Origin of the sequence: Campylobacter sp. TJR-1 (assembly GCF_032840035.1) — a bacterium.
Taxonomy (GTDB): domain Bacteria; phylum Campylobacterota; class Campylobacteria; order Campylobacterales; family Campylobacteraceae; genus Campylobacter; species Campylobacter fetus.
In genome coordinates this window covers 123,880-141,271 of the sequence record NZ_JAWIZX010000002.1, presented here as the reverse complement: position 1 = coordinate 141,271, position 17,392 = coordinate 123,880, and the positions used below count along the sequence as shown (strand labels likewise).

The window sequence follows — 17,392 nt, the reverse complement described above, 5'->3', positions numbered from 1 at the left end:
TTATCATCATTTTACAATAAAAGCTTAGAAAATTTACTTAAATAGAACATTCAATCACTATTAACCTATATTTTGATAAAATAGATATAAATTACTCAAGAAGAAGCTGTGCCAAATAAATTTTCAAATCCGCTAAAAGCGTTAAAATACAGAAATTTCAGGCTATACTGGTTCGGGATGATGATATCTCAAACAGGAACTTGGATGCAAAATATCGCTCAGCCTTGGCTGGCGCTTGAAGTTACAAATAACGCTACGTTAGTTGGTATAGTAGCCGCAGTACAGTTTTTGCCGCTTCTTGTTTTTTCGCTATTTTCAGGTGCGCTATTAGATAAAATTGATAAAAAACTTATACTAAAAATTACCCAAACAGGACTTTGTTTAACATCTTTAATCTTTGCTCTTAGTGTTGTTTTTGGTTTTGCATCGTATCCTATTATACTATTTTTAGCATTTTTAACAGGTCTTTGTAATTGTCTTGATTCGCCTTGCAGACAGTCGTTTTTATATGAATTAATAGACGACAAAGGAGATATTCCCAATGCGGTTGCACTAAACTCAATGTCTGTAAACATAGCTAGGATCATGGGTCCTTTTTTTGCCGGTATAGTTATGACTAAATTTGGACTAGCGGCCTGTTTTTTTCTAAATTCAGTCTCATTTATAGCGATTTTTATAAGTTTATTTTTTATAAAACATAATCCCTCAAAAACAAATAAACGCAAAGAAAATATATTAAAATCGATATTTTCAGGATTTCACTACATAAAAAAACGTGAAATTCTTATAAGCCCTTTGATAGTCGTTCTTATAGTAGGAACATTTTTGCCAAATTATAATGTGACAATATCTTCTTTATCAAAATATAGCTTAAGCGGAGCCGAAGATACTTTTGCTTATCTTATGGCTTTTTTAGGAATCGGATCGTTTTTTGGCGCACTTTGGGTAGCGTTTACAAGTAAAAATATCAGCTATAAAACCGTTAAAATTATGCCATTTATAGCCGCTACGTTTTTAATAGCAATCGGTCTTAGCAGGGATTTTACTACAGCCGGGGTATTTTTAGCAATGACCGGATTTAGTTTTATGATATGTGTTTCTACTATAAATTCGCTTTTGCAGTTAAACTCAAGAGAAGATTTCAGAGGTAGAGTGATGAGCGTGTATATTCTATTTTTCCTGGGCTCTACACCGATAGGAGCTGTTATATCAGGAGTTTTGGCAGTAAATTTGGAGCCGGAATGGCGCTTGTTATATGTGGATTTTGTGTATATATTTTACTTATTATATGGTGGATAATAAAAAGTTATTATTTAAATTTGAAAATTAAATTTAATTAGTTTGTAAGTCAAATTCAGGTAACATAAACGCGATGATAAAAGCAAAGAAAAAATTCGGTCAAAATTTTTTACAAGATGAAAATATAAAAAATCAAATCATCCAAGCGATTCCCAACGATGTTAAGCGCATAGTAGAGATTGGGCCTGGCTTAGGTGATTTAACACAAAAGCTTGTTAAGTTAGACAGTATGATTGATTGTTTTGAGATAGATAGTGAGCTTTATACAATTTTATTAGATAAATTTAGAAGCGAACTAGATAGTGGAAAGTTAAATATAATAAACTCAGATGCTTTAAATGCGTGGGATAAACTAAGCGCAAGTGAGTATTTTTTGGTTGCAAATTTGCCTTATTACGTGGCAACAAATATGATATTAAAAGCTATAGACGATAAAAATTGCAAAGGTTTAGTTGTGATGATACAACGTGAAGTTGCTATAAAATTTAGTAGCGAAGCCGGCGATAAAGAATTTAGTTCTTTGGCTATTTTAACATGGTTAAAAGGCAAATGTGAGTTGCTTTTTGATGTGCCAAGTAGTGCTTTTAATCCTCCGCCGAAAGTTATCTCATCAGTCATTAGAATCATAAAAGATAGAGATTTGAGCTTAAATTTAAAATATGATAATTTCAAGAATTTTTTACGTGTAGCATTTAGCGCTCCTAGAAAAACTCTGTTAAAAAATTTATCAAATTTAGTTCAAAGAGACAGATTAGAAATATTTTTTAATACTGAGAATCTCTCTTATACTATTCGTCCGCACGAGCTTAGTGTCGCCTTATATTTAAAACTATTTAAAGAGGCTGAAAATGAACGAAGAAAACAAAACCCCTGTGGCTGAAAGAACAAATAGAAAACACAGATACAAACACCACAGAGACAACCTAAAAAAACAAGCAAATGCTAATACGCAAAACGTACAAGCAAATGAAGTCGCAACAGATATAGCAGAATCAGAGGTAAAAAAACCTAAAAAACGCAAACATAAAAACGGTAATAATACCGTAAAAATTAGCGGAAACGAAGGCTGGCAAAAAGATATGCAAGCTTCTATAGAAGCAAATAGAGCCTCTCACGAATTAAGACTTAATCCATTAAAATATCTAAACTCAAGCGAACATAAGATCAAAATAACTCCGCTTGGCGGACTTGGCGAGATCGGTGGGAATATGACCGTATTTGAGACTGACAATGATGCTATTATAGTGGATATCGGTATGAGTTTTCCGAGCGAGAGTATGCATGGTGTGGATATTTTGATACCTGATTTTGATTATATACGTAAGATAAAACAAAAAGTTCGCGGCATAATCATCACTCACGCACATGAGGATCATATAGGAGCCGTTCCGTATTTTTTTAAGGAATTCCAGTTTCCTATTTATGCAACTCCGCTTCCATTAGGAATGATAAGCAATAAATTTGAAGAACACGGTCTGAAGGCCCACAGAAGCTATTTTCGTCCCATAGAAAAAAGAAAACTTTATGAGATAGGTGACTTTGAGATAGAGCTTATTCATATAACTCACTCTATTATAGATGCGAGCGCGTTAGTTATCACTACAAAAGCAGGAACAATTCTTCATACCGGAGATTTTAAGATAGATCATACTCCAATTGATGGCTATCCGACAGATTTAAATAGACTTGCATATTATGGAGAAAGAGGCGTTTTGTGTATGTTAAGCGACTCTACAAATAGCTACAAAGAGGGTATTACAAAGAGTGAAAGTAGCGTAGGAAAGACTTTTGATGCCATATTTGCAACATCAAAAGGCAGGGTTATCATGAGTACGTTTAGCTCAAATATCCACCGTGTTTATCAAGCCATTGAGCGTGGCGTAAAGCATGGTAGAAAAGTTTGTGTTATAGGTAGAAGTATGGAGAGAAATCTTTGGACTGCTATCGAGCTAGGATATGTAAATTTAGATAAAAAGATATTTATCGATGCAAACGAAGTCAGCAAATATCCAGATAACGAAGTTCTTATAGTAACCACAGGAAGTCAGGGCGAGACTATGAGCGCGCTATATAGAATGGCGACTGATGAACATAAATATATCAAAATCAAACCAACAGATCAGATAATCATCAGCTCAAAAGCGATTCCCGGAAATGAAACAAGTGTTTCAACAGTGCTTAATTATCTTTTAAAAAGCGGTGCAAGCGTAGCTCATCAAGACTTTAGCGAAATTCATGTAAGCGGACACGCCGCCCAAGAAGAGCAAAAGCTTATGCTAAGACTTGTAAAACCTAAATTTTTCTTACCGGTTCATGGCGAGTATAATCATATAGTAAGACACAAAGAGACTGCTATAGCATGTGGTGTTGATGAGAGAAATACTTATCTTATGAGCGATGGTGATCAGATAGAAGTTTGTCAAAAATATATAAAAAGATTAAAAACTGTAAAAACAGGTAAGGTTTTCATAGACAATCAAATCAATAAGCAAATTTCTGATGATGTTGTTATAGATAGACAAAAATTGGCTGAGGCTGGAGTGGTAACTATAATATCTCAGATTGATAAAAATGCTAAAACTTTAATTCAAAATCGTGTTATAAGCTATGGTTTGGTTAGCGAAAGACAGAGTAAAAATCTTAGCAAAGAGATGGAAGAGGTTCTTTTGCAGTTTTTAAGCAATGTTAAAGATGAATTGCTTCACGATCAAAGAGCGTTAGAAAATCAAATTAGGCAAGTTATTAGAAAACATATATTTAGAAAGATTAAAAAGTACCCTACCATTGTTCCGGTTGTGTATTTGATGTGATAGTAAATTTAAACGGAGAAAAAATGGATATTTTGAGTATCGCTAAAGAGGTATTAAGCTTAGAAGCAGATGAGTTAAAAAGACAAGTAGAATTACTGGATTTTAAATTTGAAAAGGCTGTAAATTTAGCATTTTCTTGCAAAGGAAAGCTCATAATATCAGGCGTGGGTAAGAGTGGGCTTGTAGGAGCTAAGATAGCAGCTACTTTGGCAAGTACTGGAACTCCTAGCTTTTTTTTGCATCCTACTGAAGCGCTTCATGGCGATCTTGGTATGATAAGTCAAAACGACGCTGTTTTGGCTATTAGTTTTAGCGGTGAGAGCAGTGAACTTCTATTGATACTTCCGCACATTAAAAAGCGCGGTATAAAAATAATAGGAATGGCAAAAAGCGGCTCAAGTCTAGAGATGTTAAGCGATGCATTTATTAGTCTTGACATAGTCCGCGAAGCCTGTCCTTTGGGTGCCGCACCTACTGTTTCTACTACTTTGACTTTAGCTTTAGGAGACGCTTTGGCTGTGTGTTTGATGCAATTAAAAGAATTTAAAAAAGAAGATTTTGCTATGCTTCATCCAGGTGGTAGTCTTGGTAAGAGACTTTATCTAAAAGTAAAAGATGTGATGAGAAAAGATGAATTGCCTATTGTTAGTGATGATGTTAGTTTAAAATTTGCGATTAATTCAATGACTCATGGCAAATTAGGCACGGTTTTACTAACAAATAAAAACGGTTTGTTAGTAGCAGTTCTAAGCGATGGCGATCTAAGACGCGCATTGGGTAACGAGAATTTTAATATAAATGATCAAGCTATTAAATTTGCTACTAAAAATCCAAAGGTGCTAGAAGATGAAAATATGCTAGCCTATGATGCTTTAAAACTCATAGAGGAGTATAAAATTCAAATTCTAATCATAACAAAAGATAAAAAACCAATCGGAGCTTTGCATATCCACGATTTAACAAGTTTAGGACTATAATGCGTATAAATAAATTTATTTCACACAACACAAATTACTCACGCCGTGAAGCAGATGAGTTAGTAAAAAATGGTAAAGTTAGTATCAATAACAAAGTAATCGACAACTTAGCAACAGATGTAAAAGAAGACGATAAAATCAAGATAAACGGACGATTTATAAGGCTAAAAAAAGAGTTTAGCATTATAGTATATAACAAACAAAAAGGTGAGTTAGTAACTAAAAAAGATGATCGCGGTAGAAAAACTATCTATGATAATCTCCCAAGGGGTCTTTCTAAATTTATAAGCATAGGTAGGCTGGATTTTGCTAGCGAGGGACTTTTGCTTCTTACTGACGCTCCTGCGATCGCTGAAGCCCTTATGGGAAGTGATATAGAGCGAGAATACTATCTAAAAATCAAAGGAGAGATAACTCCAAACGTCATAGCTGCGATGCAAGAGGGATTTTTCGCTAAAGATGCCACAAAAGGCGCTCACGCTAGAACAAAGCAAATTTCTATGGAATTTAAGCCATTTTTGGCATATAAAATCATCAGTTTTAGCGGCGGATATACAAGATTAAAAGTCATCATAAACGAAGGACAAAACCGCGAATTAAGAAGATTTTTCGGGTATTTTGATCTTGAAGTTATGGATCTAAAACGCGTTAGTTTTGGTCGTGTTAGCCTAGATCAACTAGGCGAGGGCAAATGGCGATACTTTACAAATAGTGAATACGACGATTTAAGAGATTTTTTGAAACAAAACGGAGTGAGATATTAGTATATAAAATTATTAAGGAGTCCAAAATGAGTCATATTCTATTGGGGGAAATTAAGCAGTCTAAAATTATTTTAAACAATCAAAAATTAGCAGACGATAGAGCTTTTAGCCATGTATTATTAAAATATTTCTTTGATGTGGAGTATGTAGATCAAGAAGATTTTATAACGGATGGTGCAAATGATGGCGGAATAGATTTTGCCTATTTTGATGAAGAAGAGTTAAAAGTTGTTGTATGCCAATCTAAGTTTACTGATAATTTGTCATATGCTGACATTATTGCTGAATTAGATAAGATGTATAGTACAATTCATAATTTTACAGTTGGCAATACTGGTATATATAATGATAGAGTCAAAAGAACAATACAAAATTTCATTGATAGATTGCCAGATGAAGGATCCACAAATATTGAATATCATTTATTTACTTCATCAGATTTAGACAAGCAAGCAATAACAAATAAGATTGAAATTGCAAAACATGGCTTCTCAATAGATATGGTATCTTTATATACAATAGCAGATATTGAGCGTAAAATAGAAGAGAGTCAACAAACTCTTGAAACTGTTATGGAAGCAAAAATTTTGATCGATAAAAAAGGAAATTATCTCGAATATGAATCTAATACATCTTGCGGTGTTATGGTTAATGTGTCTTCAAAGTCTATAGTGAATTTGTACAATAAATACTCAAAAAAGGTTTGTTTGACCTAAACATTAGGAAATATATCCCTAATAAGCTTGTTGATGATGGCATTAGAAAAACGCTTAGTAGTGATAAAGAAAGAGAAAACTTTTGGTTTTTAAATAATGGAATTGTTATTGCGTGCGAAGATTTTGATGTGGATGGTAATTCTATAAAACTTAATAAATTTTCTATTGTTAATGGTGGTCAAACAACTAATAGAATTGCGGAATACAAAGGTAATAATAGCCAAGAGTTTTATGTTCCTTGTAAGATTGTGGCAGAAAAAAAGAAAGATCCTAATTTGTCATTTTATACTAAAATTGCCGAAGCCACAAATTCTCAAAAACCAATTTTGCCGAGAGACTTAAAATCTAATACTCCGGAGATGGTGCAGTTAAGTAGAAAATTTGCTGAAGAAGGTATTTTCTTTGAAATAAAAAGAGGCGTAAAACAACCATCTAAACTAAAAGTATCTATTAAAAATGATGAATTCGGTCAAATGATTTTGTCTTTTGTGTTACAAAAACCAGGAACCGCAAGATCTGGTAAAAAAGCTATTTTTGAACAAAATGATACCTACAATAGATTGTTTAAGCAAAATTATATGGCGGATAAAAATAAAAAAACCTTTGTGGTGGATTGTATTGCTTTATACAATAAATATCTTGCAATAGAAAAAGATTTGAAAACCAGCGGAGATTTAAGCTCCAATCAAGCAGAAATTCTAAAAAATCGTAAACAAATTATGCTAGCATTATTTGGTGTTCTTTATAGGCTGGTAAATAATGATGTTACAGAAAAAGAGTTAATTGAAGATTCAACAATACTTTTAAATAGAGATTTTAAATACGGAGTTTTTATTTCCAATTATCAAAATGATGATTTAGATAAGAAATTTAGAAGAATAATCATAAACTTAGTTAAAATGGTGACAGATTCATATAAAATCGCTTATGATCGCAAAATAGCCACTAGCGTTAGTAATTATTTTAAAACTAATGATAAATATTTAGAAAATATCTTAAATACGTTTTCTGATTTGTTAAGTATGAGCATCGGCGAAGATCTAAAAGCTCAAATTGATATTTTTAAAAGATAACTTTCAATGAGGTGAGATATTGAAATAGCAAGATCTGTTATAGAAGTAGCAAAAGAGATTTTGGAGCGTAAAAAAGAGGCTTTAAAACTTAATAAAATGTATTTTATAGCAAAAGAATTTGGATTAACCGATGAACTAAATTTAGGAGGTAAAACACCTTGGCAGTCTTTTATGCTCGTGTATTTGTTGATATTAAAAAATAATCCAAACTTTATATTTGAAGTGGTTAGTACAAAGCCTATGTTTATAAAACTAAAAAATCAATATATAAATTTAAAATCTCAACATTTAGTAGATCAAATAGTCCAAAAAGAGCCACAAACTGTATATAATGAGCGAGATTTGCATTCACTTTTAACTAGATTTATTTTTACAAGTGAATATTTTAAAGCTTATACTAAAACAATCTATCACGAAAGTAGTAAAAAATTTCAAAAAAGTATAGATAAATGGCTATATCCAGATATAGTTGGAGTTAGTTTTGAATATAGAGATTACCAAAAAGAGCTAAATAAATTTATAGGCAAATTTAATTCGCTTCCAATCAAAATCTATGCTTTTGAAATGAAAAAACATCTAAGTGTTGGTAGTTTTAGAGAATATTATTTTCAAGCTGTGAGTAATTCAAGCTGGGCGAATGAGGGTTACCTTGTTGCGCTTGATATCGATGAGGGCGATGAGGAGCTTATGGATTTGATTAAGCGTTTGAGTTTTTCATTTGGTATAGGAGTTATTAGCCTTAGTTCGCAAAATGTTGATGAAAGTGTGATTTTAGCTAGGGCTAAATTCAAAGAAAGCTTAGATTATTCTGTGATGAATGAATTAAGCATTAAAAATCCTGATTTTAAAAAATTTCTTGAGAGTATAGAAGTAAAAGCGAATTTGATGAAGTTTTGGATAATGATAAATTAGAAAGCTATCTAAAAGATAAAAAGATTAAGTAAGGAAGCGTTATGCGACGAAGTGACCGTGAATTAGACCGACAAACAGCCCTTAAAATAATAGACGAGAGCGAGTATGCGACGCTTAGCTGCGTAGATGAATACGGTGAGGTATTTAGCATTCCTATCTCTGTAGCCAGAGATGGCATGAGTGTTTTCATTCATGGAGCAAAGACAGGCTCAAAAGCAAGATTGTATAAAGATGGCAAGAGTGTTACTCTAGTCGCCGTTAACCAAAACAGAGTACCTACGCCTAGCCATGAGTTTTGTCAAAGTATAAAAGACAGCGCAAGCGAACTTGGAGGTAGGGTTTTTACTACTGAATACTGCAGTGCAATAGCTACAACCAAAGCTTATGAAATTACGCAAGAAGAGGAAAAAATAGAAGCTTTGCGCCTACTTTGCGAAAAATATACTCCTAAATATATGGAGTATTTCAACACAGCAGTGCAAGGTTCGCTTAAGAAAATTAGTATTTATGAACTAAAGATCATGAGTTTATCTGCTAAGGCTAAAATTATAAAATAATTAAATTTAAAGGAGATATACCTTGAAAAATATAATGCAAAATCGCTTTTCGTGTAGACAATTTAAAAACGAAAAGATAGAAAACGCAAAGATAAAAGAGATTTTGAATTTTGCTAGACTTACTCCTAGTTCATGCGGGCTTGAGCCTTGGAAATTTGTTGTTATCAGTAAATCTGATGAGCTAGATGAGCTTGGGAAAATTTGTAACAATCAAGATCAAGTAAAAGCATGTTCTCACGCGGTTATTATACTAGCTAGAAATGATCTAAAAAGCAGCTGCGAATTTTTACAAAATCAGGTAAAAAGAAAGCAAACTATACCTGAAAAATATAACAAAGCTATGAAATATTTCGCTAACAGATTTGATCATCAAACTAACGATGAGCTAACACATTATGCAAGTTTGCAATGTTATTTGCTATGTGCAAATCTCATAAATATCGCATATAGTATGGATATAAAAAGTTGTATAATAGGCGGATTTGATAAAATTTCACTAACAAATTTTATAAATTTAACTAACAACTTTACACCTGTTTTAGTTGTGGCTTTGGGGATGAGTGATGAAACCGCTCCTGCTAAAATGAGACTTAATTTAGATGATATTTTGATTTGGAGATAGTTGAAAAGATTTCTAAATTTAATATAGTTTTGTGATGAAAATCACAAATTTAAATTTTAAAATATATTATAATATCATCCGTATCAATTCAAATTTAAAAGGAGTTTAACTATGAAAAAGTTAACTAGTATTTTTGTAGGTCTATTTTTATTGATAGGTCTTTCTACTTCGCTTAGCGCAGCTGAAAAATGTGGTACTAGCAAATGCGGCGATACAAAAGTAGAAAAGCCTAAAGAGACAAATAAGACTGAAAAATGCGGCGCTAGTAAGTGCGGCGGTTGATATAGTTTTTATAGCTTCAAAATATGCGGCTCTTTTGCCGCATGCATCTCTTTCAAGGTTTATTAATAAATGAAAAATTTCTATAATATTTTTAATACGTTTGGCTTAAAATTCCAACATCTCTCTTTGCTTATTATACGTTTGGTTTTAGCTTACGGTTTTTATGAAACCGCAGTTCCCAAATGGCAAAATATCGAACCGACTGCCCAGTGGTTTGCTTCTATGGGTTTTCCACTTCCGTTTTTAAGCGTATATTTAGTCGCTATATTTGAGGCTTTAGCGGTTCCGCTTTTTGTACTTGGGCTTTTTGCTAGAATTATTAGTGTTCCACTTATCGTAATAGTGCTTGTGGCGATATTTGCAGTACATTTTGGCAATGGATATAGTTTGGCAAATAACGGCTTTGAAGTTCCGCTTTATTATCTAGTTATGCTTTTTGCTATATTCTCGTTTGGAGCCGGCAAGATCAGTCTTGATGCAGTGATGAATAGATATGAAAGATAGACGCTCTTTTGTAAAAGTCGCTTACGGGGCTATGGCATTTTCTGCCGCACCTATAAATTTATTTGCTCAAGATGAAAATATTTTGGCTGACAAAACTCTGTCAAAAGATGAAATTTATAACATATTAAATAGTGTTTCAAAGCATCTTTTTCCTATTATAACTCAGTTAAATATAGATGTTTTGTCATATTTAAAGATTATTATATCGCATTCTAAAGTTTCTATAGGAGCTAAAAATTTTATCGTAAATGGTGTGATTTGGCTAAATGATGTTAGTATAAAACAGTATGAGTCTGATTATTTAAGTTTATCCGATAAAAAGCAAAATGATCTTTTAGAAATTGTTTCGAAAGATGAAGAGTGGGGAGAAAGCTGGATATATGATATGCTTGTTTTTTGCTCAGAAGCGGTTTTTAGTGATCCTATTTATGGTGCAAATACAGATGGAAACGGTTGGAAATGGATCTCTCACGAGACCGGACTTCCTCAGCCCAAAACACCGTTTTTATAAATAAATTTCCGAATTTAAAGGTAGTAAATGATATATGACGTCTGCATAATAGGCAGCGGAGCTGGAGCAAGCCCTGTTGCGTACGAGCTAAGCAGAGCCGGATTTAGCATAGTAGTTTTAGAAAAAGGCAAGTTTTATAAAGAAGAGGATTTTAGCAAAGACGAGTTAGCCATTTCAAGGCGTAAAATGTTTGCGCCAAATTTAAAAGACGAGTATCATATAGTAATAGAAAAAGAGCCAAACGGCGAAGTAAGTAGATATAACGGTACTTGGAGCTTTTGGAACGGCTCTCTTGTAGGTGGAAGCTCAAATTTGATGAGTGGATTTTTTCATTGTTTAAAACCGAATGATTTTAAACTAAAAAGTGTTTATGGAGAGATAGAAGGCGCAAACGTCGCAGACTGGCCCATAAGCTATGACGAGCTTGAACCGTATTATGCAAAGGTTGAAAAAGTCGTAGGCGTATCTGGCAAAGTCGTAAAACATAAATTTAGCGAACCCAGAAGTACGGCCGAGTTCCCATACGAAAAGCTAGAAGAAAATGCCGCCGCAAAGTGGTTTGATAAAGCTGCGATAGAGCTTGGGCTAACGCCACTTCCGACCCCTAGAGCCATTTTGTCTAAGAACGATCTTGGTAGAAACGCGTGTTATTACTCTCATTTTTGCGGTGCTTATCCTTGTGCGAGCGGGGCTAAGGGGAGCGGCAGAGTGTTTTTGCAGCAGTGCCCGGCTAAAGTTATACCAGAAGCCTTTGTTTATAAGCTAGTTAGCGATAAGTTTAGCGTAAAAGAGGCTTTATACTACGATAAATTTAAAAAATCTCATAGCATAAAAGCTAAGATATTTGTCGTAGCGGCCGGAGCAGTCGAGACTTCAAGACTGCTTTTGAACTCTAAAAATAGGCATTTTGCTAATGGTTTAGCAAATAACTCAGGTAACGTCGGTAAAAATTTGATATTTTCAGCCGGTGGAGTCGGAAGCGGAACGTTTTATCTAAAAGATCTTAGTCAAAAAGACGCCGCGGATCTGATGAGCAGAGGTCTGTTTTTTAACAGACATATACAAGAGTGGTATGAGTTTAAAAAAGATGGTAAAAGATACAAAGGTGGTATTATAGACTTTTTGTTTGAGCATCCAAACGTTATCCCTAATGTCACTGCGCAGTTTTATGAGAATGGAAATTTGATATTTGGTGATAAGCTCATGAAAAAGATAAAAAATAACGTTTATGCAAGTAGAAAACTCACGTTTGAAGTTTTTAACGACTGGCTTCCCACTAACACGACTTTTGTTAGTGTTAGCGATACTCATAGAGATAAATACGGCATTCCGGTTGGCGTTATAAGCTTAGATGCCCACAAACAAGATCTTGAAGTAGGCGAGTTTTTATCTAAAAAAGCGGTGGAAATTTTAAAGCAGATGGGTGCAAAAGACGTTAGTTATAGTGTTAGTGGCTCTCCACCGCCAAATTTGGTAGCCGGTGGAGCAAGGTTTGGAGATGATCCAAAAACTAGCGTTTTGGATAAAAACTGTAAAACTCACGAGATAAATAACCTTTATGTTAGCGACGCTTCATTTATGCCTACAGGCGGAAGCGTTCCATATACTTGGACGATATATGCAAACTCGTTTAGGGTCTCGGATATTATTAAAAAGAGATTGTCAAATTTAGTATAAATTTGGTAAAATTGCTTCAAAAAAAAAGGAATATTATGGAAGTAAAACTACTAAATTTCACTCCGCTTTGGGTCTGTTCAAATGCGATCCGCACTTGTTGGCAGAGTTTTGACAAGGGCGATAATGGCGGCGAAAAAGATGTCGAACTCATAGATAGAGTAGGCAATAAATTCAAACACGCAAGTACGTTAGAGCATTTATATTATAACTTCTACATAAAAGGCGTTAGCAGAGCTTTACTTCAAGAATTAGCCCGTCATCGCATAGCAAGTCTAAGCGTAAAATCCACGCGCTACACGCTAAAAGAGCTAAAAAATGAAAGCGAGTTTAAGGTCGGAGATTTCGAGAGTGCAAGCGTTTATATCGTGCTTACTGGAAATGAATTTGTCGATAATGCAAGTATAAATGCACTTGAGAATTTGCGCCGAATTCTAAACCAAAATACAAGCTTAGATATAGCAAAATACTGCCTTCCAGAAAGCTATAAAACAGAGTTAAGCTGGAGTATAAATGCTAGAAGCTTACAGAATTTCTTAAGCCTTAGAAGCTCAAAAGCAGCTTTATGGGAGATAAGAGATCTAGCGAATTTGATCTATCGAAATTTGCCAGATGAGCATAAATTTATTTACGAAAACTGCCTTATAAAACCCGAATAAAGGAACAAAAAATGGCAAAAACTATCATAGGTGTAGAAAAGAAAACTGGAATTTTATCTAGAGCTATTAGATTTTGGCTGGGAAAAGGTCTTTCCCGTTTGTCGAGCGCAACAAAAACGGCGTGAATTATTTTAGCGACAAAGACATTGGGTGGGTCATGCGGGCGGATTGTTTTAGAAAAACCGGTATGAGCATAGAAAAACAAACATTATATAACATTAGCCGCAAAAGGCAAAAGTAGTACAGCTACGCGTCCAAAGGCGATAGAAGAGCAAAAAGCGACTATAAAAGCCGAGATAAAAAAGCTAGAAGAAATAGACAAAATTAAATTTCAAAATATTCTTATTTTTCCCTTGACAAACACCTAATTTTAGGTTTTATAATGCTATTAAAATTGAATTTACCGTTTCAAAAATAGACAAAAACCAGTTTCTAACCATAGGACTGAATAGCTACAAATAGAGTTCCGTTTCTCTTTAAAGCAAGTATTTACCACAGCGGAAAAGAAATAGAGATTACAATAAAAATGAAAAACAATAATGTAATGTGGGAGCCCACAAATAGGGCTTTAGAAGAGACTGCTTTAGCTGGGCTTGGAGCTGGTAATGTAATACTCACAGAGAATGGTGAGAAATATACGGTAGTTACGTTAAGCGATAAAAAGGAAGTAAAAATCAGACACCCAAAAGGTCGTGATGTGAGATTTATGATGAGTGGTAGTGGGCAAAATGATAGTGATCTGCTATTTAGACTAACGAGCAACCTTACTTGTCTTAGCGAAGATGAACTTGAAAATATGGAAGCAAAAGACTGTGCTATGGTCTTAAAAGAAGTGAGTAGTTTTTTAGCTTAGCCCACAGCGTGCAAGGCGTGGCTCTCATAGGTCATGTTTTGCACTTTTCATATAGTGAAATTATGAGTATAGATTTGGGCTAGTATAAGAATTATCTAAAAAAAGCTATAGAAATTCTCAAATCATTAAATGCGTGTAATACAGCATAAAATGTGATAAAACATATTATTTTTGCTACGTGGCAATAAGTCAGTAATATATAAAAAAGATAGATAAGTGTAGCATAAATAATAGATGAAGCGATTATGTACTCATCATTATCTGTGAAGAATAGAACAACAAATGATGTAATGCAAAGTGTAATAAAAATGGCAAATATTTTTATGGCTACATTATATAAAAAAAGGTAAAAAAATGCAAGATATCGGAATCGGTCTTAGGTACGCTTGGTTTTTTGGTTGCTTTGGGATTTGTTTTGCTTGCGTTTTATCCTGTTTTGGGGTTTTTGGTGCTTGTGATGAGTATAAGACTTGTAGGCGAGTATGCACTTGTAAAACCGGGCAGGGAAATGCTTTTCGTACCACTTAACAGCGAGAGTAAGTATAAAGTCAAAAATTTCCTTGATTCGGTAAAAAATATGAAAAAGAGGATTATAAATTTAAAGATAAGGAGCTAAAATGCAAGATTCTAGGCATAAATTTATGAAAAACACTATGCAAATATCGAAGTAATTAAGACTAAATTTGACAGACCGTTTCTTGTAGCAAAACACGCCTTAAAGTTTATGCGCCCACAAGCTATCAATGAGGGTAAAAATGCGCAAAACGTGAAGGCTAGGATATTTAACCTTAGCTCGATAAGAGGATTTAGGGTATCAAACAATTCAACACCGTATTGCATGAGTAAATTTGCTTTGAGCGCATTTAGCACTAGATAAAAGGAGCTTAGATGAATAATAGAAGAGATTTTATCAAATTTATGCTTTTAATTATTGATATGCCAAATAAAATATTCGCAAGTAGTGGTTCAAAAACCCTTGTAGTTTATTATTTACACACTTTAAATACACATATTTTAGCCTCATATATCCAACATATTGTTGGTGCAGATATGCTGAAGCTAGAAACTTTCGATACTTATCTAATCAATTATGACCAAATGGTCTCATTAGCCGCCAAAAAACAGAGTTTAAAGAAAAAACCAAAAGAGATTTGTTCTTTAATACAGAGCAAATCGCATCTAACTTGTCTATTTCAAATTTACAAAATATATCAAATATAAATAAGTAGCTTTATATGTTAAAAATTTAAATTTATACTTCAGCCGACCTTGATTGGCACGACTCAAACAGTCGTTCGAGCGTGGAAATTTTGAAAAAATCTTGCAACGCAAATTTCAAAAACGCAAAAGCGTTAAGCTCAACTACGAATAGCACTAGTGTAAAAAAATGGCTGGAGAGTTTGGGTATTTGAGTTGCATAAATTAGGCTTACAACAAGAGCTATAAGCCTTTAAATTCGGCTCAAATTTAGCCGAATACTTTTTCTAAATGTTTGCGGTAATTTTGCAAGTATATCTCCACTTGCGGATTTTTCATAACATCATTGCATATAAAAGTCGGCAGACCGCCCATTCCTATAAATTCATGAGCTTTGTGCAGGTGCAGATATACGCCATCAACGCCGACGCCGCCGAAAAACTGATCGGTATTTGTAAATGCTTCGATAGGTGCATTCCAAGTCAAGCTAAACATATATTTTTTATCTTTTACAAGTCCTCCTGATCCGTATTTTGCCGATGCGTTGCTTCTGCTTCTTCCGTCATTTTCATATAAAACACCATGACCCGCTGTAAAAATTTCATCTATGTATTTTTTTACTACCCAAGGTTCACCCATCCACCAGCCGGGCATTTGCCAGACGATAGCTTCATTGCTTGTCCATTTTTTTAATTCATTTTGTACGTCATAACCTTTATCGATTATAGTTTCTTGCACTGTTATACCGAGATTTTGCAATGTGTTTTTTGCTTCGTTGTGCAGCGTTTGGTTTAGCATGCCTTTTGAATGTGCGAAATCTTTTGCTCCGTTTATCAATAGTACTTTTTTCACAATTATCCTTTTTTAAATTTTAAAAATTATAGCGTTGTTTTTTAAATTTACTCTTGACAAACACCTATTGTCGAGCTTTATAATATAATCAAATAAATTCCAAGGAGAATAAAATATATGTTTAAAAAATTTATAAAATTCTGTACGATTTTAGTCGGCGCTAGTGCTTTCACCGCTTCTACCCAAAGTATAGTAACATCAGGAGTTAAAGGAGGCAGCGGGTACTTTACAGGTGAAGTTAGCGTTAGTATGCTTTTTCAAAGCGATACTTGTCGCCCTTTTGGCGGAGTTTTCCCCTAGATCTAGAACTGCGCGGCAAATAAAGGAAATGTTGTGCTTTGTCCTCCTGATATCAAACATTTTCACGGCACTGGATTTGATACAAAAGCAGCTCATATAGCTTTTACCAGAGAAAGAGATGGCAAAAACGTGATTTGGATGGAACACGTGAGCGATGAGAAGTATGAAAGACTAATAAAACAGGCAAAAGAGTAAAATACTGAAAAAAGGTGGATAATTTGAGCGATAGCTCAAATAAAAATTATAATAAATTCTTCGGAAGTACTAATCCGTTTTCAAAAACAGACTCTGAGTTTATAGAAAATCATCTAAATTTTGCATTCGGAGATATATTTTTGTATTTAAAAATAGACGATAAAACTATAATTATGTTTTGGCTTGGCTGTTTGATAGCAAGCGGCGGACTTAGAGAGTACAAAAGAGTTGTTAATGTGGCTTTGAAAACGGCGTATCGCCAAATGAGATAAAATAAATTCTATATCAAAGTACTCTTTATGTCGGTTTTGTAAAAATAGATGATTTTATACATGCTTGTAATGAGGTTTTTAGAAATGATGGCGTTAAGTTTCCTTTAAAAAATGCATCTACAACGACTATAAGCGACAGAGAAGGAAAAAAGTTTAGCTATACAAAGAGCGTTTTTTGGTGAGGCTATAGATAAAAGCTCACGCAGCAGAAATATAAATTTAAGAAACACAAGGGAAATTCTTATAGATGTTGTAACTTCGTTAATTTCTTATATCTACTACCCAAGGAGTTTAAACGCACTGCGAGCCATTGATGAGGTGAGTGCGGTTTGATTTTAAGATTAAATACCGATTACGTAACCG

At 33.9% G+C, this 17,392-nt stretch carries 23 protein-coding genes; 22 read left to right on the top strand and 1 reads right to left on the bottom strand.

Annotated features, from left to right (window positions below; genetic code table 11):
- The first annotated feature begins 108 nt into the window (after positions 1–108).
- The 19 genes from RVY88_RS02565 to RVY88_RS02475 all read left to right on the top strand — a co-directional run bounded on the left by RVY88_RS02565 (position 109) and on the right by RVY88_RS02475 (position 15,434).
- Positions 109–1,299 (top strand): MFS transporter, encoded by a 1,191-nt coding sequence (locus tag RVY88_RS02565; RefSeq protein ID WP_202930968.1) that lies wholly within the window; start codon positions 109–111, stop codon positions 1,297–1,299.
- 73 nt (positions 1,300–1,372) lie between these two features.
- Positions 1,373–2,179, top strand: a complete 807-nt coding sequence (rsmA, locus tag RVY88_RS02560; RefSeq protein WP_162167178.1) for a 16S rRNA (adenine(1518)-N(6)/adenine(1519)-N(6))-dimethyltransferase RsmA — start codon at positions 1,373–1,375, stop codon at positions 2,177–2,179.
- The gene (locus tag RVY88_RS02555; protein WP_002847880.1) at positions 2,148–4,109 is read left to right on the top strand and encodes a ribonuclease J; all 1,962 of its coding nucleotides are present in this window, start codon (positions 2,148–2,150) and stop codon (positions 4,107–4,109) included. Before rsmA ends, RVY88_RS02555 begins: the two co-directional genes overlap by 32 nt.
- A gap of 23 nt (positions 4,110–4,132) precedes the next feature.
- Positions 4,133–5,086, top strand: a complete 954-nt coding sequence (locus RVY88_RS02550) for an SIS domain-containing protein (RefSeq protein WP_038454365.1) — start codon at positions 4,133–4,135, stop codon at positions 5,084–5,086.
- Entirely contained in the window at positions 5,086–5,850 is a 765-nt protein-coding gene (locus tag RVY88_RS02545) for a pseudouridine synthase (RefSeq protein ID WP_144685932.1), read from the top strand. The genes RVY88_RS02550 and RVY88_RS02545 overlap by 1 nt, the downstream gene beginning before the upstream one ends.
- Before the next feature lie 26 nt (positions 5,851–5,876).
- On the top strand, positions 5,877–6,566 hold the full coding sequence (locus RVY88_RS02540) for a hypothetical protein (protein WP_238389008.1): 690 nt from the start codon (positions 5,877–5,879) through the stop codon (positions 6,564–6,566).
- Positions 6,554–7,639 (top strand): AIPR family protein, encoded by a 1,086-nt coding sequence (locus RVY88_RS02535; RefSeq protein WP_238389009.1) that lies wholly within the window; start codon positions 6,554–6,556, stop codon positions 7,637–7,639. The genes RVY88_RS02540 and RVY88_RS02535 overlap by 13 nt, the downstream gene beginning before the upstream one ends.
- Before the next feature lie 60 nt (positions 7,640–7,699).
- Positions 7,700–8,551 carry an HrgA protein gene (locus RVY88_RS02530; protein WP_224727730.1) on the top strand — a complete coding sequence of 284 codons (852 nt, stop codon included), beginning with the start codon at positions 7,700–7,702 and terminating at the stop codon, positions 8,549–8,551.
- Between the two features lie 41 nt (positions 8,552–8,592).
- Positions 8,593–9,108: a pyridoxamine 5'-phosphate oxidase family protein gene (locus RVY88_RS02525; RefSeq protein ID WP_162167179.1), complete on the top strand. Its 516-nt coding sequence runs from the start codon at positions 8,593–8,595 to the stop codon at positions 9,106–9,108.
- A gap of 22 nt (positions 9,109–9,130) precedes the next feature.
- On the top strand, positions 9,131–9,730 hold the full coding sequence (locus tag RVY88_RS02520; protein ID WP_011732350.1) for a nitroreductase family protein: 600 nt from the start codon (positions 9,131–9,133) through the stop codon (positions 9,728–9,730).
- A gap of 111 nt (positions 9,731–9,841) precedes the next feature.
- Positions 9,842–10,012, top strand: a complete 171-nt coding sequence (locus tag RVY88_RS02515; protein ID WP_002847863.1) for a hypothetical protein — start codon at positions 9,842–9,844, stop codon at positions 10,010–10,012.
- A gap of 69 nt (positions 10,013–10,081) precedes the next feature.
- Positions 10,082–10,516, top strand: a complete 435-nt coding sequence (locus RVY88_RS02510; RefSeq protein WP_162167180.1) for a DoxX family protein — start codon at positions 10,082–10,084, stop codon at positions 10,514–10,516.
- The gene (locus RVY88_RS02505; protein WP_162167181.1) at positions 10,506–11,027 is read left to right on the top strand and encodes a gluconate 2-dehydrogenase subunit 3 family protein; all 522 of its coding nucleotides are present in this window, start codon (positions 10,506–10,508) and stop codon (positions 11,025–11,027) included. Before RVY88_RS02510 ends, RVY88_RS02505 begins: the two co-directional genes overlap by 11 nt.
- A gap of 27 nt (positions 11,028–11,054) precedes the next feature.
- On the top strand, positions 11,055–12,704 hold the full coding sequence (locus RVY88_RS02500; protein ID WP_317051257.1) for a GMC family oxidoreductase: 1,650 nt from the start codon (positions 11,055–11,057) through the stop codon (positions 12,702–12,704).
- A 35-nt stretch (positions 12,705–12,739) separates the two neighbouring features.
- Complete coding sequence (thyX, locus tag RVY88_RS02495) at positions 12,740–13,360, top strand: FAD-dependent thymidylate synthase (protein WP_065843633.1); 621 nt, start codon at positions 12,740–12,742, stop codon at positions 13,358–13,360.
- A gap of 526 nt (positions 13,361–13,886) precedes the next feature.
- Complete coding sequence (locus RVY88_RS02490) at positions 13,887–14,213, top strand: phage tail assembly protein (RefSeq protein WP_238389010.1); 327 nt, start codon at positions 13,887–13,889, stop codon at positions 14,211–14,213.
- A gap of 394 nt (positions 14,214–14,607) precedes the next feature.
- Positions 14,608–14,829: a hypothetical protein gene (locus tag RVY88_RS02485; RefSeq protein ID WP_011732345.1), complete on the top strand. Its 222-nt coding sequence runs from the start codon at positions 14,608–14,610 to the stop codon at positions 14,827–14,829.
- A gap of 108 nt (positions 14,830–14,937) precedes the next feature.
- Positions 14,938–15,090 carry a retinol dehydrogenase gene (locus tag RVY88_RS02480; RefSeq protein ID WP_080736722.1) on the top strand — a complete coding sequence of 51 codons (153 nt, stop codon included), beginning with the start codon at positions 14,938–14,940 and terminating at the stop codon, positions 15,088–15,090.
- 11 nt (positions 15,091–15,101) lie between these two features.
- Entirely contained in the window at positions 15,102–15,434 is a 333-nt protein-coding gene (locus tag RVY88_RS02475) for a hypothetical protein (protein ID WP_002847848.1), read from the top strand.
- 246 nt (positions 15,435–15,680) lie between these two features.
- Here the strand turns inward: RVY88_RS02475 and RVY88_RS02470 are convergent, their stop codons facing one another.
- Complete coding sequence (locus RVY88_RS02470; RefSeq protein ID WP_065843629.1) at positions 15,681–16,262, bottom strand: NAD(P)H-dependent oxidoreductase; 582 nt, start codon at positions 16,260–16,262, stop codon at positions 15,681–15,683.
- Between the two features lie 117 nt (positions 16,263–16,379).
- Between RVY88_RS02470 and RVY88_RS02465 the strand changes: the two genes are divergently transcribed.
- Genes RVY88_RS02465 through RVY88_RS02455 form a run of 3 tightly spaced genes read left to right on the top strand, consistent with a single transcriptional unit; the run spans position 16,380 to position 17,029 of the window.
- Positions 16,380–16,562 carry a hypothetical protein gene (locus RVY88_RS02465; RefSeq protein ID WP_162167182.1) on the top strand — a complete coding sequence of 61 codons (183 nt, stop codon included), beginning with the start codon at positions 16,380–16,382 and terminating at the stop codon, positions 16,560–16,562.
- Positions 16,563–16,595: 33 nt separating this feature from the next.
- Positions 16,596–16,757 carry a hypothetical protein gene (locus RVY88_RS02460; protein WP_162167183.1) on the top strand — a complete coding sequence of 54 codons (162 nt, stop codon included), beginning with the start codon at positions 16,596–16,598 and terminating at the stop codon, positions 16,755–16,757.
- Between the two features lie 23 nt (positions 16,758–16,780).
- On the top strand, positions 16,781–17,029 hold the full coding sequence (locus RVY88_RS02455; RefSeq protein WP_024305300.1) for a hypothetical protein: 249 nt from the start codon (positions 16,781–16,783) through the stop codon (positions 17,027–17,029).
- The last annotated feature ends 363 nt before the right edge of the window (positions 17,030–17,392 follow it).

Coding starts and splice junctions, on each gene's coding strand:
- RVY88_RS02490 (WP_238389010.1), top strand. CDS start 13,887: ATGAAAAACAATAATGTAATGTGGGAGCCCACAAATAGGGCTTTAGAA.
- RVY88_RS02505 (WP_162167181.1), top strand. CDS start 10,506: ATGAAAGATAGACGCTCTTTTGTAAAAGTCGCTTACGGGGCTATGGCA.
- RVY88_RS02515 (WP_002847863.1), top strand. CDS start 9,842: ATGAAAAAGTTAACTAGTATTTTTGTAGGTCTATTTTTATTGATAGGT.
- RVY88_RS02510 (WP_162167180.1), top strand. CDS start 10,082: ATGAAAAATTTCTATAATATTTTTAATACGTTTGGCTTAAAATTCCAA.
- RVY88_RS02550 (WP_038454365.1), top strand. CDS start 4,133: ATGGATATTTTGAGTATCGCTAAAGAGGTATTAAGCTTAGAAGCAGAT.
- rsmA (WP_162167178.1), top strand. CDS start 1,373: ATGATAAAAGCAAAGAAAAAATTCGGTCAAAATTTTTTACAAGATGAA.
- RVY88_RS02545 (WP_144685932.1), top strand. CDS start 5,086: ATGCGTATAAATAAATTTATTTCACACAACACAAATTACTCACGCCGT.
- RVY88_RS02555 (WP_002847880.1), top strand. CDS start 2,148: ATGAACGAAGAAAACAAAACCCCTGTGGCTGAAAGAACAAATAGAAAA.
- RVY88_RS02475 (WP_002847848.1), top strand. CDS start 15,102: ATGAATAATAGAAGAGATTTTATCAAATTTATGCTTTTAATTATTGAT.
- RVY88_RS02465 (WP_162167182.1), top strand. CDS start 16,380: ATGTTTAAAAAATTTATAAAATTCTGTACGATTTTAGTCGGCGCTAGT.
- RVY88_RS02500 (WP_317051257.1), top strand. CDS start 11,055: ATGATATATGACGTCTGCATAATAGGCAGCGGAGCTGGAGCAAGCCCT.
- thyX (WP_065843633.1), top strand. CDS start 12,740: ATGGAAGTAAAACTACTAAATTTCACTCCGCTTTGGGTCTGTTCAAAT.
- RVY88_RS02480 (WP_080736722.1), top strand. CDS start 14,938: ATGCGCCCACAAGCTATCAATGAGGGTAAAAATGCGCAAAACGTGAAG.
- RVY88_RS02540 (WP_238389008.1), top strand. CDS start 5,877: ATGAGTCATATTCTATTGGGGGAAATTAAGCAGTCTAAAATTATTTTA.
- RVY88_RS02525 (WP_162167179.1), top strand. CDS start 8,593: ATGCGACGAAGTGACCGTGAATTAGACCGACAAACAGCCCTTAAAATA.